This window comes from Streptococcus varani (genome assembly GCF_001375655.1).
In the GTDB taxonomy this organism is placed as follows: Bacteria; Bacillota; Bacilli; order Lactobacillales; family Streptococcaceae; genus Streptococcus; species Streptococcus varani.
On sequence record NZ_CTEN01000008.1, the window covers coordinates 20,365 to 36,767 of the forward strand.

The 16,403-nt window shown below is 41.9% G+C and carries 17 protein-coding genes; 2 read left to right on the forward strand and 15 right to left on the reverse strand.

What is annotated here, in order from left to right:
- Window positions 1–134 precede the first annotated feature (134 nt).
- The 4 genes from purB to BN1356_RS12000 all read right to left on the reverse strand — a co-directional run bounded on the left by purB (window position 135) and on the right by BN1356_RS12000 (window position 3,850).
- Entirely contained in the window at window positions 135–1,433 is a 1,299-nt protein-coding gene (purB, locus tag BN1356_RS11990) for an adenylosuccinate lyase (protein WP_093651610.1), read from the reverse strand.
- A gap of 17 nt (window positions 1,434–1,450) precedes the next feature.
- Window positions 1,451–2,923 (reverse strand): hypothetical protein, encoded by a 1,473-nt coding sequence (locus BN1356_RS11995; protein ID WP_093651611.1) that lies wholly within the window; start codon window positions 2,921–2,923, stop codon window positions 1,451–1,453.
- 92 nt (window positions 2,924–3,015) lie between these two features.
- Window positions 3,016–3,165 (reverse strand): hypothetical protein, encoded by a 150-nt coding sequence (locus BN1356_RS12690; protein ID WP_176694286.1) that lies wholly within the window; start codon window positions 3,163–3,165, stop codon window positions 3,016–3,018.
- 1 nt (window position 3,166) lies between these two features.
- Complete coding sequence (locus BN1356_RS12000; RefSeq protein WP_141651849.1) at window positions 3,167–3,850, reverse strand: hypothetical protein; 684 nt, start codon at window positions 3,848–3,850, stop codon at window positions 3,167–3,169.
- Window positions 3,851–3,873: 23 nt separating this feature from the next.
- Between BN1356_RS12000 and BN1356_RS12005 the strand changes: the two genes are divergently transcribed.
- Window positions 3,874–4,896: an IS30 family transposase gene (locus BN1356_RS12005; protein WP_141651815.1), complete on the forward strand. Its 1,023-nt coding sequence runs from the start codon at window positions 3,874–3,876 to the stop codon at window positions 4,894–4,896.
- An 11-nt stretch (window positions 4,897–4,907) separates the two neighbouring features.
- Here the strand turns inward: BN1356_RS12005 and BN1356_RS12695 are convergent, their stop codons facing one another.
- Window positions 4,908–5,048: a hypothetical protein gene (locus BN1356_RS12695; RefSeq protein ID WP_176694287.1), complete on the reverse strand. Its 141-nt coding sequence runs from the start codon at window positions 5,046–5,048 to the stop codon at window positions 4,908–4,910.
- Between the two features lie 51 nt (window positions 5,049–5,099).
- On the opposite strand from BN1356_RS12695, the gene BN1356_RS12010 reads away from it, so the two are divergent.
- Window positions 5,100–6,122 carry an IS30 family transposase gene (locus BN1356_RS12010; protein ID WP_141651815.1) on the forward strand — a complete coding sequence of 341 codons (1,023 nt, stop codon included), beginning with the start codon at window positions 5,100–5,102 and terminating at the stop codon, window positions 6,120–6,122.
- A gap of 138 nt (window positions 6,123–6,260) precedes the next feature.
- Here BN1356_RS12010 and BN1356_RS12700 read toward each other — a convergent pair whose 3' ends face one another.
- From BN1356_RS12700 to purM, 10 genes are all read right to left on the reverse strand, one after another.
- Window positions 6,261–6,725 (reverse strand): hypothetical protein, encoded by a 465-nt coding sequence (locus BN1356_RS12700; RefSeq protein WP_176694288.1) that lies wholly within the window; start codon window positions 6,723–6,725, stop codon window positions 6,261–6,263.
- A gap of 11 nt (window positions 6,726–6,736) precedes the next feature.
- A complete protein-coding gene (gene purK / locus BN1356_RS12020) occupies window positions 6,737–7,819 on the reverse strand; it encodes a 5-(carboxyamino)imidazole ribonucleotide synthase (protein WP_093651612.1) in 1,083 nt (360 codons plus the stop codon).
- Window positions 7,806–8,294: a 5-(carboxyamino)imidazole ribonucleotide mutase gene (purE, locus tag BN1356_RS12025; RefSeq protein ID WP_093651613.1), complete on the reverse strand. Its 489-nt coding sequence runs from the start codon at window positions 8,292–8,294 to the stop codon at window positions 7,806–7,808. The genes purK and purE overlap by 14 nt, the downstream gene beginning before the upstream one ends.
- 206 nt (window positions 8,295–8,500) lie before the next feature.
- A complete protein-coding gene (purD, locus tag BN1356_RS12030; protein WP_093651614.1) occupies window positions 8,501–9,766 on the reverse strand; it encodes a phosphoribosylamine--glycine ligase in 1,266 nt (421 codons plus the stop codon).
- 394 nt (window positions 9,767–10,160) lie between these two features.
- Window positions 10,161–11,135, reverse strand: a complete 975-nt coding sequence (locus tag BN1356_RS12035; protein WP_093651615.1) for a LysM peptidoglycan-binding domain-containing protein — start codon at window positions 11,133–11,135, stop codon at window positions 10,161–10,163.
- Window positions 11,136–11,906: 771 nt separating this feature from the next.
- Entirely contained in the window at window positions 11,907–13,454 is a 1,548-nt protein-coding gene (purH, locus tag BN1356_RS12045; RefSeq protein WP_093651617.1) for a bifunctional phosphoribosylaminoimidazolecarboxamide formyltransferase/IMP cyclohydrolase, read from the reverse strand.
- Window positions 13,455–13,475: 21 nt separating this feature from the next.
- Window positions 13,476–13,985, reverse strand: coding sequence for a VanZ family protein (locus tag BN1356_RS12050; RefSeq protein ID WP_093651618.1), 510 nt, complete (start codon window positions 13,983–13,985; stop codon window positions 13,476–13,478).
- 72 nt (window positions 13,986–14,057) lie between these two features.
- The gene (locus BN1356_RS12055) at window positions 14,058–14,840 is read right to left on the reverse strand and encodes a GNAT family N-acetyltransferase (RefSeq protein WP_093651619.1); all 783 of its coding nucleotides are present in this window, start codon (window positions 14,838–14,840) and stop codon (window positions 14,058–14,060) included.
- A complete protein-coding gene (gene purN, locus BN1356_RS12060; RefSeq protein ID WP_093651620.1) occupies window positions 14,833–15,378 on the reverse strand; it encodes a phosphoribosylglycinamide formyltransferase in 546 nt (181 codons plus the stop codon). Before purN ends, BN1356_RS12055 begins: the two co-directional genes overlap by 8 nt.
- Window positions 15,378–16,400: a phosphoribosylformylglycinamidine cyclo-ligase gene (gene purM, locus BN1356_RS12065; RefSeq protein WP_093651621.1), complete on the reverse strand. Its 1,023-nt coding sequence runs from the start codon at window positions 16,398–16,400 to the stop codon at window positions 15,378–15,380. The genes purN and purM overlap by 1 nt, the downstream gene beginning before the upstream one ends.
- Between the last annotated feature and the right edge of the window lie 3 nt (window positions 16,401–16,403).

The window sequence follows — 16,403 nt, forward strand, 5'->3', positions numbered from 1 at the left end:
CAATTTGATAGCACTAGTATACATAATACCGAAAAAATATTCAATTATTTTTGATTTTTTTGCATCTTTTGGCTTTTTATGTATATTTTTACAAAAACCCATCTATTTTGTTTTAGATAGGTTATAAAGATTGCTTAGTCTGCCAAGCCGATACGCTCAAATACTTCCTCTACCCGTTGTGTATAATAAGTCGGATCAAAGAGTTCGTCGATTTCAGCTTGGGTGAGAAGGTTTGTGACTTTGCTGTCAGCTTCCAAAAGCGGTTTGAAATCCACTTGGTTATCCCATGAGTGAGCGGTTTTCGGTTGCACCAAATCATAGGCTTCTTCGCGGGTCATGCCTTTTTCAATCAGTTTGAGCATGACGCGTTGGCTATAAATGAGGCCAAAGGTAGAATTCATGTTGCGGATCATGTTTTCTGGGAAAACCGTCAGATTTTTGACAATGTTTCCGAAGCGGTTGAGCATGTAGTTGATCAGAATGGTCGTGTCCGCCGCGATGATGCGTTCTGCTGATGAGTGTGAAATGTCACGTTCATGCCAGAGGGCAATATTTTCATAGGCTGTGACTGCGTGCCCACGGATGACTCGAGCTAAACCGGTCATGTTTTCAGACCCAATGGGATTGCGTTTGTGAGGCATAGCCGAACTGCCTTTTTGCCCCTTAGCGAAAAATTCTTCCACTTCGCGCTGTTCTGATTTTTGCAGGCCGCGAATCTCAGTAGCCATGCGCTCGATGGATGAGGCGATAATGGCCAAGGTTGAGAAGTATTCGGCGTGGAGGTCGCGTGGCAGGACCTGGGTGGAGATTTCCTGGGCACGGATACCTAATTTGTCACAGACATATTTCTCCACGAAAGTCGGGATGTTGGCAAAGTTGCCGACCGCTCCAGAAATTTTTCCTGCTTCTACTGCCTGGGCTGCCTGCTCGAAACGCTGGATATTGCGCTTCATTTCGCTGTACCAGGTGGCCAGTTTGAGACCGAAGGTCGTTGGCTCGGCGTGAACACCGTGGGTCCGACCCATCATGATGGTCATCTTGTGCTCTTTGGCCTTGTCGCCGACGATGTTTTTGAAATTCTCCAGGTCGCGACGGATGATGTCGTTTGCCTGCTTGTAGAGGTAGCCGTAAGCCGTGTCCACCACGTCGGTCGAAGTCAGACCGTAGTGCACCCACTTGCGCTCCTCACCGAGGGTTTCAGAAACCGCACGGGTAAAAGCCACCACATCGTGACGGGTTTCCTGCTCGATTTCAAGGATGCGGTCGATGTCAAAGTCCGCATGTTCTCGGATTTTCGCCACATCTTCCTTAGGAACTTCACCCAACTCAGCCCAAGCTTCGTCAGCGAGGATTTCCACCTCCAACCAAGCACGGTACTTATTTTCTTCCGACCAAATATTCGCCATTTCAGGGCGAGAATAACGTTCTAGCATTTTTGCTCCTTAATTTTTTACAGCAATTCAATATGTCGACGAAAATCTCTTGTAAGAATTTTTTTATTGACAAAATCACCATTACTATTAATGAGATAATTTAATGTATCCTTAATTCTATCCGATGTATATGTCTTCGCATGTAACCTAGTCAATATTTCTTTTAAAATATCATCTTGAGTTGAATTTAAGTTCTGACTGAGTTGCTGCTTTTGATTGAATAAATATTTCAATAAAGTTTTCACTTGATCTTGATTCAAAATATCAAACAATCTGTCATAATATTGAACTGCGCTTCTAGCTACATCATAAGAATTGCCTAACCGACAGGTTAGAATAACTGAAAGTAGTTTTTCTGCCACTGAATCGGGAATGTCGGCCGATTGTTCAATATATGACATAATATCTTTGGCCTTTGGACCCTCATGATAGAAATTATCAAACGAGTAGTGGATATTTTCAAGTTCATCAATCATGACGCTAAGAGCTATACTGCGAGTACCGTTAGATTTGTATCTATTCCCATCGCAAATATCGAAAAATTCCTTTGCTTTTGTCTCTTTATCTTTTTCAAGATTCAAAGAATACGAATCGATATCCAATCCCAATTCATATTTCATCCTATCATCTGAGTTAATCCAAACAGTTGGAGCAATCTTTCTGATGTTATTCGTCAAAATATCATTTTGTGAACTTACATATTTTTTAAATAAAATCTTCAATAAATTATTGGTTAGAGTTATGGAAATATCTTTTATCTTACCATCTAATTGCAATAAATAATTATCATCAATATTAAGACCATTTTGGCCAATACCATTTATGATTTTTTTCACCTCTAGCGAGTTTGAACTAGTTTCGTCTAAAAAAACATTATTAATGCAATCTTCAACCCAACCCAAAAGTAAAAGTGGGCTAATAATTTCTCTTGTGGGATGAGATCCACCAATATTATTTCTCATATCTAATATATGAAGTAGTTTTTTCTGAGTTATTTCGGAAATAATCTCTAATTTACCACAAGTCTGAACCAACACAATATCTTTCAGCATAATGAAGTCATCTTTACTGGAGAAAAAACTACGTTTATCTCCTGAAACGGCACTATCGAAAAATAAGTCCAATCCATACGAATCAGCTTTATTTCTAAGAGTTTCTACCACTTCATTCCATAAATCATTTAGTGCAGAATCAAAACGCCCAATAGCTACACTTGAAATAAATTCAGACATATACATTGCGTTCTGCCTATGACTCTGAGGAATTGTATTTAATAAATCAGGTAGATTGCTTGAAACTCGGTACTTGTCCGCAGTAGATGCAATCACGTTTTCAAAAGGTAAGCCAAAACTTTTTAAATAATTTTCGAATGGAGAAGATTCCACTATTTGTAACGAATCTCTTGACTGTCCAATGATATTACTCATATAAATATAAATTCCTTTCCTATCTTTAGCAGTCTGGTCTTTATCAAAACCAGTATTAAACAAGGTGCATTTCCACATTTTCCATAATCTACTAATTCTGCATTTTTCTGCTTAACCAAAAAACTTTAGACATTTAGTTTATTAAATCAAGGTTGTTATTTTTTCCCTTTTCCTACAAATTTATCCAAAATTGCAGGCACTCCGACTGAAACGAAGACTGTTGCAATCATTCCTGCATTTTTCTTAATAAATTTAATAGGTTTATTTATCTGCTTCCCAATTTTATGAATTTGTTTCTTATCCATTTTATACTCCATTCAAAAGCTCTTCACCAGTAAACTCAATTGTTATCATGTCTTCTTGTAGTGGCTCTAGTATTTCAATTTGAGCAATAAATTCTTCCGGTTCAACACACCATTTTATTTGACGTGATTCTTCATCGTTTTTAAAATCTTGAAGTTCAACAAGTTGCGAAACATATTCATGATTTTCTTCAACCAATTGCTTTACTGGATAAAAAATAGTATCAACCATCTGGGGATGCCCTGTAACAGAATAAGTTTTCGCTAATAAATCACTGGATTTTACAATATAGGAAAGTTGGTCATTTAACTCATTAAAACTGTTTGAAATCTCTTCATTAAATTTCTCATCAAACATAGATTTAAATAATATACCAACTTTTGAATTAGGAATTGAAATCTGTTTATTTACCTCAATTTCAAATTCCTTAATAATAGACTCTCGCCCTTCGTTTAAATCACTTATTGCGTGTAGAAGCAAACTTTGTTTATGGGGATCTTCGTCCGGTATCTGCAAGGCCTGATTGATTGTACTTTCTGCACCTAATATTTTAGCGCGCCTATCATTTTTCTGACCCTGTTTTATTTCCAAACTAATTTGCTTAACTTCTGTTAATAAAATTTCCCGCGTTGTAAAATGAAGTGCAACAAAAAAGACATGTTCGTCTGATATACTAGAATTCCCCAACTCAGTATAGAAAGCAGATGAACATGTCCAACACTCATTCTACCAAAAAATCAACCTATTCTCATCTCTCAGCCTCGGAACGTGGCGAAATGGCTGCTTATCTTAAAATGGGAAAGAAACCGGCTGAAATCGCTCGTCTTCTAGGTCGTCACCGGTCGACAATCAGTCGAGAAATCAAACGTGGTTCGGTGGATCAGGTACAGGATAAGAATGGGAAACGTACCTATTTCAGTGCCTATTTCGCTGATAGCGGACAGCGTGTCTATGAATCCAATCGTCAAAAGTGCTCTTATCTCAAGTTGAATGACTGCTCCGCTAAATTCATTGAGCAATTAGGATATGCCTTGAAAGCTAAAATTCGTCTTCATAGCGTAGATAGTTTCGTTCAGACTTATAAAGCAAATCATCCTGAGGAGGTTGTTCCCTCTACCAAAACCATTTATCGCTATATCAAAGAGGGGCTGTTAGTTATAAAACCAATCGATTTACCTAAGATGGTCAGTATCAGGAAACGTTCTAAGCCAGTCATTAAGACGAATAAGAAAACTTTAGGTCAGTCTATCGAAGAACGTCCTGAGTGTATCAATGACCGTTCTGAATTTGGTCATTGGGAGATTGACTTGGTTCTTGGAAAGAAAACCAAAGGTGAAGCTGTTGTTTTGACTTTGGTAGAGCGCCAGACACGCTATGCACTAGGAGTTAAGCTAGAAGACAAACAGTCCCATACCATTAATTGTGCTGTCAAACAACTTACAAGTCAGTATCCTATTGCATCCATTACAGCTGATAATGGTTCTGAATTTAGTTTACTCTCAGACTTGGAAGCTGTTGATGTTTACTTTGCACATCCATATTCTTCACATGAGAGAGGTACAAATGAGAACTTCAATGGTCTCCTCAGAGAATATATCCCTAAAGGAAACTCTTTTAATTCACTAACCTCTGAAGAACTTGACAACTATATCACAGCCATCAATGAGCGCCCGAGACGACTTCTTCAATACCAATCTTCAAAATTCCTATTTGGGATAGCCCAAATAGCTTAACCTCTGGATCTCTAGTTATCAATCAACTTGTTGCACTTGACTTGACAACATGCGGTTAATAAAATTTCTAAATCTGCAATTTTTTGAGCATTAACTAATTGATTGACATTGGAAATAACATTTTGTAAAATGAAGTGCAACAAAAAAGACATGTTCGTCTGATATACTAGAATTCCCCAACTCAGTATAGAAAGCAGATGAACATGTCCAACACTCATTCTACCAAAAAATCAACCTATTCTCATCTCTCAGCCTCGGAACGTGGCGAAATGGCTGCTTATCTTAAAATGGGAAAGAAACCGGCTGAAATCGCTCGTCTTCTAGGTCGTCACCGGTCGACAATCAGTCGAGAAATCAAACGTGGTTCGGTGGATCAGGTACAGGATAAGAATGGGAAACGTACCTATTTCAGTGCCTATTTCGCTGATAGCGGACAGCGTGTCTATGAATCCAATCGTCAAAAGTGCTCTTATCTCAAGTTGAATGACTGCTCCGCTAAATTCATTGAGCAATTAGGATATGCCTTGAAAGCTAAAATTCGTCTTCATAGCGTAGATAGTTTCGTTCAGACTTATAAAGCAAATCATCCTGAGGAGGTTGTTCCCTCTACCAAAACCATTTATCGCTATATCAAAGAGGGGCTGTTAGTTATAAAACCAATCGATTTACCTAAGATGGTCAGTATCAGGAAACGTTCTAAGCCAGTCATTAAGACGAATAAGAAAACTTTAGGTCAGTCTATCGAAGAACGTCCTGAGTGTATCAATGACCGTTCTGAATTTGGTCATTGGGAGATTGACTTGGTTCTTGGAAAGAAAACCAAAGGTGAAGCTGTTGTTTTGACTTTGGTAGAGCGCCAGACACGCTATGCACTAGGAGTTAAGCTAGAAGACAAACAGTCCCATACCATTAATTGTGCTGTCAAACAACTTACAAGTCAGTATCCTATTGCATCCATTACAGCTGATAATGGTTCTGAATTTAGTTTACTCTCAGACTTGGAAGCTGTTGATGTTTACTTTGCACATCCATATTCTTCACATGAGAGAGGTACAAATGAGAACTTCAATGGTCTCCTCAGAGAATATATCCCTAAAGGAAACTCTTTTAATTCACTAACCTCTGAAGAACTTGACAACTATATCACAGCCATCAATGAGCGCCCGAGACGACTTCTTCAATACCAATCTTCAAAATTCCTATTTGGGATAGCCCAAATAGCTTAACCTCTGGATCTCTAGTTATCAATCAACTTGTTGCACTTGACTTGACAACATGCGAAATGAGCGCCCGAGACGACTTCTTCAATACCAATCTTCAAAATTCCTATTTGGGATAGCCCAAATAGCTTAACCTCTGGATCTCTAGTTATCAATCAACTTGTTGCACTTGACTTGACAACATGCGGTTAATAAAATTTCTAAATCTGCAATTTTTTGAGCATTAACTAATTGATTGACATTGGAAATAACATTTTGTAAAGCTTCAGGATTGTCTAGAATTATTTTTTCTAACCTAGCCTTTGAAACTATCTCATTATTTGTTCCTTTTGTAACAAAATTTGGCAATAGTGATTTTCTATCTGCAGTCCTCTGAAAATCAATTTCACCTTTCTGAAACTTCTTTAACTGCTCCTGTGTAAATCGAACAACATATACTTCTTCCGGATTAATCTTTTTCTTAATTTCTTTATATGAATTAACTACCGTTGAAAAATACCTACTTACTTGTTCCATGTTGTTATTCTTTAAGAAATTGATGGATAACTGATTATCTACATTTCTGCCTTTTATAGAAAGTTCATTCCTTTTAATAGATAACTCACCCATAAAATTCTCCTTTAAAAATCCAGACTAGTTCCAAATTCATCTGCTTCCTCTCCCAACACCGTCACATGCCCCATCTTGCGGTTGTGTTTCGCTTCTATTTTACCATATAAATGAAGATGAGCGCTAGGGTTTTCTTGAACAAAGGCTTGCGCTTTTTCCATGTGCTGGCCCAAGACATTGAGCATGACGGCTGGTGCATGCAGCTTGATTTGTGGCAATGGCATGCCTAAAATGCCCAAGATATGAGTATCAAACTGGGAGAAATCGCAAGCTTCGATAGAATAATGGCCCGAGTTGTGGGGGCGGGGTGCAATCTCATTAACAGTGATGTCATGGTCGGTCGCAAACATTTCCACACAAAGGGTTCCTGATAACTCCAGCTTTTTGGCAATTTGCACCGCCATGGCTTGCGCTTTTTCAGCTAGCTCATCTGAAATGCGGGCTGGTACAATCGTTTTTGAGAGAATGTTGTTGCGGTGGATGTTTTCTTGAACTGGGAAGATCGTTACATCTTGCCCATTTCCTGATACGATAGCGGAAATTTCCAAGTCAAAGTAAACAAATTCTTCCAGAACACAATCCGCTGTATCCGCTAAATCAGTTGCGGCAGGTAAATCTGTCTGGGATGCAATGACCATTTGCCCATGTCCATCGTAGCCACCTGTTGCGGTTTTGAGGACGTATTTTTTTGTCAAATCCAGGTCTGCCAGGTCGCTACTGGACTTGATGACCTTGTAGGGTGCCACCTGAACTCCGGCTTTTTTTGCCAAGAAGTCTTTTTCAAAAATACGGTTTTGGGAGATGCGCAGGAGGTCGGTGCCTTGAGGCAGTTGGTTTTCTTTGATGACCGCATTGAGTCCATCCGCATCCACATTTTCAAATTCGTAGGTGAGGACATCGCATCTCTCAGCCAGTTGACGCAGGGCCTCCACATCATCATAATCCGCCACGATGATTTCTGCCACGCGAGAGGCAGGGCAGTCCGCAGCTGGGTCCAGTGCGATCACCTTGTGGCCCATGTAGATGGCAGAAATGGCCATCATCTGACCCAGTTGGCCGCCTCCGATAATACCGATTGTTTTAGTCCAGCTCATTTGTTGACTCCTCTGCGATACGGCCTTGTTCTGCATGGAAATCAGCTAGGTCTTGGGCGATTTTAGCATCTTCAATAGACAAGATGCGAAGAGCAGTTAGGCCTGCGTTGGTTGCACCTGCCTCACCGATCGCCATGGTTGCGACTGGCACGCCACCTGGCATTTGTACGATAGAATAAAGTGAGTCGAGGCCAGAAAGAGCTCGCGATTGAACGGGTACGCCGATGACTGGCAAGGTCGTTTTAGCTGCTACCATGCCTGGCAAGTGAGCTGCTCCGCCTGCTCCTGCGATGATGACTTTGATGCCACGACCACGCGCTTCCTCCGCATGTTTGAACATGAGGTCTGGCGTGCGGTGAGCAGAGACGACTTTTTTCTCGTAGGCAACGCCGAAGTTATCTAGAACCTGGGCGGTTTTTTGCATGGTGCTCCAGTCGGATTTGGAGCCCATGATGATGGAGATTACTGGTTTCATATTTACTTCTTTCTTTTTTGATAATGGGCTTAGGTAGTGGGGTCGGAAGCAAACCTTCGGTTTCATTCCTAAACTTTGAGCCTAAAGTCTCAAAGTTTCCCTCGCCATAACTGTTAAGTTATGGTCTTTTCACTACGGCACCCATTATCAAGCGGGTACCCTTCGGCCACCAATTTTACTCTAATAATTAATTGACTTTTCAGAACTTACTCTCTTATAGCTTTGCTTCCGATATCATTTCTGTAAAAGAGGCCTTCTGTATTTTGAGCTTTCAGCTCTGAGTAAATTTTTTCTTGAGCTTCTCTGACGCTATCAGCTGTGGTGACCAGCATGTAAACTCGTCCGCCGTTTGAAAGCAGTGCTTGGCCTTTTTCATCAAACTTAGCCCCGGCATAGTAGGTGATGATATCGCCACTTGTCTTTTCTGGTAAGATCACGCCTTTCTCATAATCGAGAGGGTAGCCCTTTGAGGCAACCACCACACCAAGCGTCACGCCTTGATCGGTCCAGGTCAGCTCTGCTGGTTTCTGGTCTAGGATGTCGCTGATGTTTTGGACAAAATCAGAAGTCAGACGAGGCAGGATAATCTGAGTTTCAGGGTCGCCGAAGCGAGCGTTGAACTCGATAACCTTAGGTCCGTCAGTCGTCACGATAAGACCGCAGTAAAGGACGCCCAGATAAGGACGGTTTTCGGCAATCATGCCCTTAAGGACTGGCTTGACGATGGTTTCGATGGACTGGTTGATGAGGTCATCTGACAAGTGGGGAACCGGTGCATAAGCCCCCATGCCACCAGTGTTTGGCCCCTTGTCGCCGTCGTAGGCACGCTTATGGTCCTGAGCGGTCGGCATGATATAGAAGGTGTCGCCATTGACAAAGGCAAAGAGGGAGAACTCCTCACCGTCCAGAAACTCCTCGATGACCACGCGGGCACCGGAGTCGCCGAACTTGTTGTCCAAAAGCATGTCACGAGCCACATCTACCGCTTGCTCCACACTTTCAGCCACGACCACGCCTTTGCCCAGTGCCAAACCGTCAGCTTTGACCACGATGGGAGCACCCTGCTCTTCGATGTAGGCTTTGGCTTGCTCGAAATCAGAGAAAGTGCCGTAAGCTGCTGTTGGGACGCCGTATTTGACCATGATTTCTTTGGCAAAATCCTTAGACCACTCCAGCTCCGCAGCTAGTTTAGTGGGACCAAAGGCTTTGAGCCCCGCCGCATTAAAATCATCCACAATGCCAGCTGCAAGAGCATCATCCGGACCGATGAAAGACCAGGCAATGTCCTTTTCTTTGGCAAAATCAATCAGTTTGGAATGTTCGGAAATAGCAATTGGAACCAAATCCAATCCATCCAAGGTCATACCATCATTTCCAGGAGCCAAAAAAACTTGCTCCACCTGCGGAGATTCCAACAACTTCTTCGCAATGGCGTGCTCACGACCACCCGAACCAACAACTAATAATTTCATAGCTACAACACCTCACTATCAAGAAAAACGATTGGAATTAAACAAAATTTGAGTTTTATTTGTAAAAATAGTTATTTGACGAATTATATAAAAACATTATAACATATTTGTTCGTTTTAATTGTTTTGTGCGATGTTTTTTTCAAATATCCTAAACAAAGGTTCGTTTTTTTAGAAAGATAAATAATCAAATCCCTATTTATGTTTAAAATACAGATTTTATTTCCCAATTGGATAGATAAGAGCTTATTCTATCTTTTTAAAATTACACTATTCCCATCACACAAAAACACCCCAATCTTTCCGATTAGGGTGTAATACTTATCTTCAAACTTTCAATCAACTGAAAGTTTTATCAATTTTTTAATATTTTTTCACTTCACTGAAAATTCATCTTACGGATTAAATGACACATGAACATGGTCATAGTGGTTTTCTGTGATGCTGCCACGGTCTGGCATGAGGTTCCATGTGTAGGCTGGTCCGTAAATGCTGTTGAATGGTGCGTAGAAGCGTTGCTTCCAAATGATGTAGGATACACCCCGAGAGGCCATATTAGCTGCTGTGTAATCAGCAATTTGGTCACCTAAAGCTGAACTGATTGGTACCATAAAGTCCACAGCTAAACCTTTTCCGTGATCCTGTGGATCACCAGGGCGGAAGGTTGAAAAGCTTGTGATTCCATAGATGCTCGCAATTTCATTCATAAATGCTGCCGCTTTTGGCTGTAAGCCACTTGTGTTCACAGTAGTTGTCGGTACAGCGGCTTGTGTTGGTGCGGAAGTCGGAACTTCGGTTGCCGAAACTGATGTTGCATGAGTTTCTGTAATAGGTATTTCGGTAACCGCTTCTTCTATGACAGGGACTTCGCTTGTGGGGACTTCTGTGATTAGTGTTTCAGTAGCTGGAGCTTCGGTTACTGGTGATTCTGTGGTAGGTGCTTCAGTGGCCGGAACTTCCGGAGCTGGTGCTTCCGGAATCGCGACTACCTCATCTTCCACCACCACTTGCTTATTTTGAAGATCTACAACTGCAGATGTATCAGGTTGTTCAATTTCAATTTCTACCAATTCATAGTTTTGATCATACTTTGTTTTGAGTGTTGTATCTGGGAAAATTAAGTTTAAATTACTGATTTGGTTGACTTGTGCTAAAAAATTCATATCGATTTCCATTGCGTAAGCGATAGAAAACAAGGTATCCCCATACTGGATAGTGTAGGTTTTCCCTTCTTGGTCAGAGCTAATATCCGCACGAATCTCCTCAACAGAGCGAGGGATCCAAGGTTGCGATACCACATTTGCTTGCGCTCTTGCTGATGCTAAGAGAGTTAGGGCCAAAGTTGATGCTAAAACAATTTGTTTCTTCATATTTATTTGTTACTACCTTTTCATTTTTTAGTATAGAAACATACTAGCATAAAAAAATCATAGATTGGTACTATCTAGTGCTATTTCACAAAAGCTTAACTCGACTGTTACTTGTAGACTTTTCTGTAATATAGCCCTAATATGCATGATATATTTGACACAGAAAAACGCTTATAAATTGTAAGTTGCCCTAAATAGGTTTTGAGAAACTCTCGGACATCTTATTAATTTGTGTTAAAATAAAGTATTCGAATCAGTTTTTAAATAGGTTTCTGAGATAAGGAGTTCTATATGAAATTTTTTGAAATATGGTTTTTGGGCACTCTCTCTTTGCAGCTAGTCATGTGGACTTACATATTCATCCTCAGTACGAGCGACCCTGCTACTAGTTGGCTCATCTTTATTAACTTTTATGCCTTCATTATTTCTCTTATTCAATGTCCCCTATTCGCTGTCACATATCTATATTTGGATAAACGACTTGAAAGATGGAGATGGTGGCATTCTTTCCTCATCTGGCTGGGAACTTACTTGCTCATTTTAATACCAGCTTATGTCATCTACGTATAAATTCAGGCAGAAGACCGAGTGAAATGCAATCAGAAGGCATATATAGGCTCTAAATTTACTTAAAATTTACGGATCGAAAACAAGAAAAAAAGATTGAAGTTTCGGTCCAAAATGGACTTTTTCTTCAATCTATTAACTAGAATGCTGTCACACAAGATTATACTAAAATGACGAATCAAAACAAGTGATTTTCCTTTAAGATCAGTGTCTAAAATGTCGCACGCCGGTAAAGACCATGGCGATGCCGTGCTTGTTGGCAGCATCGATGGAATCTTGGTCGCGGACGGAGCCCCCTGGTTGGATGATGGCTTTGATGCCAGCTTCTGCAATTTCTTCGATATTATCTGCAAATGGGAAGAAGGCATCCGATGCCAACACAGCACCTTCAAGTCGGTTTTTGGCTTGGTCGATAGCGATGCGGACAGAAGCCACACGGTTGGTTTGGCCAGGTCCCACTCCTAGAGTCATCTTGTCATTGGTGATAATTATGCCGTTAGACTTGACGTACTTGATAGCCTTCCAAGCAAATTCTAAGGCACGCGCTTCTTGTTCATCAGGTTGGCGTTCCGTCACCAGCTGCCAGTCTGCTGGGCATTCCTCGATGACATCTTGGTTTTGAACTAGGAGTCCGCCAACTACACCTGTGTACTCTGCTTCCACTTGGCTGGCATCTTGAGCATCAAATGGCAGTTCCAGGATACGTAGGTTTTTCTTCTTGTTGGTCAAAATAGCTAGCGCTTCTTCCGAGTAGCTCGGTGCGATGATGATTTCTAAGAAAATCGGATGCATCTTCTCAGCCGTCGCAGCATCTACTTCTCTATTGAGAACAACGATACCGCCAAAAATGGAAACTGGATCTGCTTCATAGGCATAATCCCAAGCCGTTTCAATGTCATCTGCCTGCCCAATGCCACAAGGGTTCATGTGTTTGAGAGCTACAACAGTCGGACGGTCTTTGAAATCACGGATAATACGAATGGCCGCATCCGCATCGCGAATGTTATTGAAAGAGAGTTCCTTACCGTTGAGCTGTTTAGCAGCTGCAATAGAATACTCTGTTGGCAAGGCATTTTGGTAGAAATCCGCATCCTGTTGTGGGTTTTCTCCGTAGCGCATTGGCTGTTTAAGATCATAGGTGATGGTCAGCTTTTCAGGCTTGGTCTCACCAACTTGTGCGGTGAAATATTCTGCAATGAGGGCATCATAAGCAGCGGTGTGACGGAAGACTTTTGCTGCTAGGCGCTGACGGGTTTCATAGCTGGTTTCCCCATTTTCAGCCAGTTGCTCCAAGACCAGTGCGTAATCAGCTGGATCCACCACGACAGTCACACTGGCGTGGTTTTTTGCCGCCGAACGGAGCATGGAAGGACCGCCGATGTCGATGTTTTCCACCGCCAAATCGTAGGTCACATATGAACGCAGAATGGTCTCCTTGAAGGGATAGAGGTTGACCACAACCAGGTCGATGAGTTCAATATTGTTGTCGGTCGCTGCTTGCAAGTGGGTATCCACATCACGACGAGCCAAAAGTCCGCCGTGGATCTTCGGGTGGAGGGTCTTAACGCGACCATCCATCATTTCAGGGAAGCCGGTCACATCGTCAATGGCAATGGTTTCTATCCCTGCATTATCAAGAGTAACCTTGGTACCACCTGTTGAGATGATGTCCCATCCAAAGTTTTTGAGCTCTTTGGCAAATTCTACGATGCCCGCCTTGTCAGATACGCTGATTAAAGCACGTTTTGTCATGTTTTCTCCTTTTAAAATCAATTACAGTCCAACTATCACTAATAAAATCAAAACGATGAGAGGAAGGCCGACAAAAATCAGGCCTATTGTGTTAACCCACTTTCTAGTCTGGGTCTTCGTTATTTTTAAAAATAGGTGATAGACCAATAAACCCAAAACAACTCCCAAGGTATTAAAAATCAGGTCTGTCACATCAGCCATGCCGATAGCTAAGATAAATTGCAGCAACTCATAGAGTAAACTGAGCGAGAAACCAGCACCTATTATTTTCCAAGGTGACCTCCCCTCCCTTATAAGAGGAATACAAACACCAAAAGGAATGAAGAAGAGAAGATTAAAGGCCATCTCAGCCCAGACAATATTCCCGTTAACAATCATCGGTTCCGCAAAAGGAAGCCAGTTTATCACTCTCGGACTACTGAAAAAACCCAAAAACTCCAAGCGAGTTTCAAATTTAAATAAAATACACCAAGTTAATAAAATAAGATAAGCATAAAATAAATAGCGACTGGTTTTTTTAGACGATAACATATGGAAGCTCCTCTTGACTTTTAGATTTGGAATAAGCTCTTGCCTAAAGTCTACTGCCTTTTTCGCCAGTGGTCAAATTTTTTTCGGTTCTTGGTGACATTTCCACTTCATCTCATAGGCCAGGTATTCATGAGAAAATTCATAACCTAGTTGCTGAGCGAGGGCTAGCGATGCCTGATTATGGGCATCCCAACTTGGATAGTGGTCTCTATTTAAAGATTCTATGATAAACTTGGCTGCGACAATGGTTGCCAAACCTTTTCGCCTGAAATCCTTGTGGGTATCGATTTCAATCTCATATCCTATATCGTAGGAAGAAAAAGAGGAAGCTGCCGAAATCAGCTGATCTTCGTATAGAATGGCTACACCAAGACCTGCTTTTACATAATGATCATAGTTATCATAATTACCTACCAAATCTTGTGACCAAGGTTCAGATAAGCAAACCTCATAGAGCTTTTCATCTATCAGTTTGAGTTCGTTCTCTGCTGGCAAAGTAGCAAGGATCTTTTCCAACTTTTCTCTATCAAAAATCGTGTCCTTCTTAGTCGCATAGCGGGTAAAAGCTTTGGCACTATCTCCATAATGCTCTTCTATCAAATCGACCCAGGCTTGGTCTTGCGGAACGAAAATGACATCTTTTCCTCGACAATGCTCGATGAAATCGAGATTCGCTTGACCCGCTAGAAATCCGAAGGACCCGAATTTGCCAAATAAGGCCAAGGCAGAATGAGGATTTTCAGTTCTGTCCGCCCAAATTTCTCCCATTTCGCCCTGCAAACAAGTCCAGATGATAGTTTCCTCCCATCCGGAAAAGAGGTCTGCAGCCAGCTGGGGATTTTTCAATTTAATCATGTAAAATCTCCTTAATCACTTGCGGGTAGACTGCATACTCCGCTTGGTGAATTCGATTTTCAAAACTTTCTATCGTATCGTCTGGCAACCGTGGCACGCGCACCTGTTTGATGATTTGCCCGGTGTCCACACCTGAATCTACCCAATGAATGGTGACGCCGCTTTCTGGGACACCTGCCTCCCAAGCGTCTAGAATCCCATGAGCTCCTGGAAATTCTGGTAGATAGGCAGGATGAATATTGATCATGCGACCCTCATAAGCGGACAAAAGCTTAGGTCCGACGATTTTCATATAACCAGCCAAGCAAACCAAGTCTATCTGATGCAGGTCTAGCAAATCGATAATAGCCTCTTCATAGGATGCTTTGTCATCGAACTCCTTGAGCTCAAAGGCATAGGATAAGACTCCTAATTTTTCAGCTCTTTCCAGAACGTAGGCGTCCCGATGGTCTGAAAAAACAAATTCAACCGAAAAATTCTCAGCAATAACCTGAAAATTAGAGCCAGAACCAGAGGCAAACACAGCGATTTTTTTCATTAGCGAATCACCACACTAGCATCCGTTTTTTCAACAATCCGTCCAAGTTCATAAACCGGTTCATCCACCAACTCCTTGATGCGGTCCACATTCTCAGGCTTAACTGCTAGCATGAGACCGATGCCCATATTGAAAATTTCAAACATCTCTTCATGGTTGATGTTACCATATTTTTCAAGGGCTTTGAAGATTGGTAGAACTGGAATCCTGTCTTCCTCTATTTCCGCAGCTAAATCATGACCGAACATACGGGGTACATTTTCGATAAAGCCACCGCCAGTGATATGGGCAATCCCATTGACTAGTCCTTCTTTAACCAAGGGTAAGACAGTTTTGACGTAGATTCGGGTCGGCTCCAGCAACACATCTTTCAGTGGCTTGCCTTCTAGTTCTGGTAAGATTTCATGACCGGAGTAGTCCGCAAAGACACGGCGAACTAGAGAATAGCCATTCGAATGAATGCCACTTGAAGCGAGTCCCAAAAGAATATCTCCTTGGGCTACTTTTGAGCCGTCGATGATTTGCGATTTTTCCGCAATCCCCACTGCGAAACCAGCTAGGTCATAGTCACCCTCACCATACATGCCCGGCATTTCAGCTGTTTCACCACCAATGAGACCGGCTCCAGCTTGAACACAGCCCTCCGCTACACCAGCCACCACCTGTTCTAGTTTAGCAGGATTATTTTTTCCAGTCGCGATATAGTCCAAAAAGTAGAGAGGTTCTGCCCCAGCTGCGATGATATCGTTGACACACATGGCTACACAATCTTGGCCAACGGTATCATGTTTGTCGTACTGGATAGCCAGCATCAGCTTGGTTCCCACACCGTCTGTCCCTGAAACCAAGACAGGCTCCTTGACATCCAGTTGACTTAAATCAAAGATGCCACCAAATCCGCCAAGTGCTCCCATGACGCCCAGGCGCTCGGTACGTGCGACGTGTTTTTTGATGCGCTCCACAACTTCATAACCCGCCTCAACGTCCACTCCTGCTTTGGCATATGCATTTTTTTCTATCATACG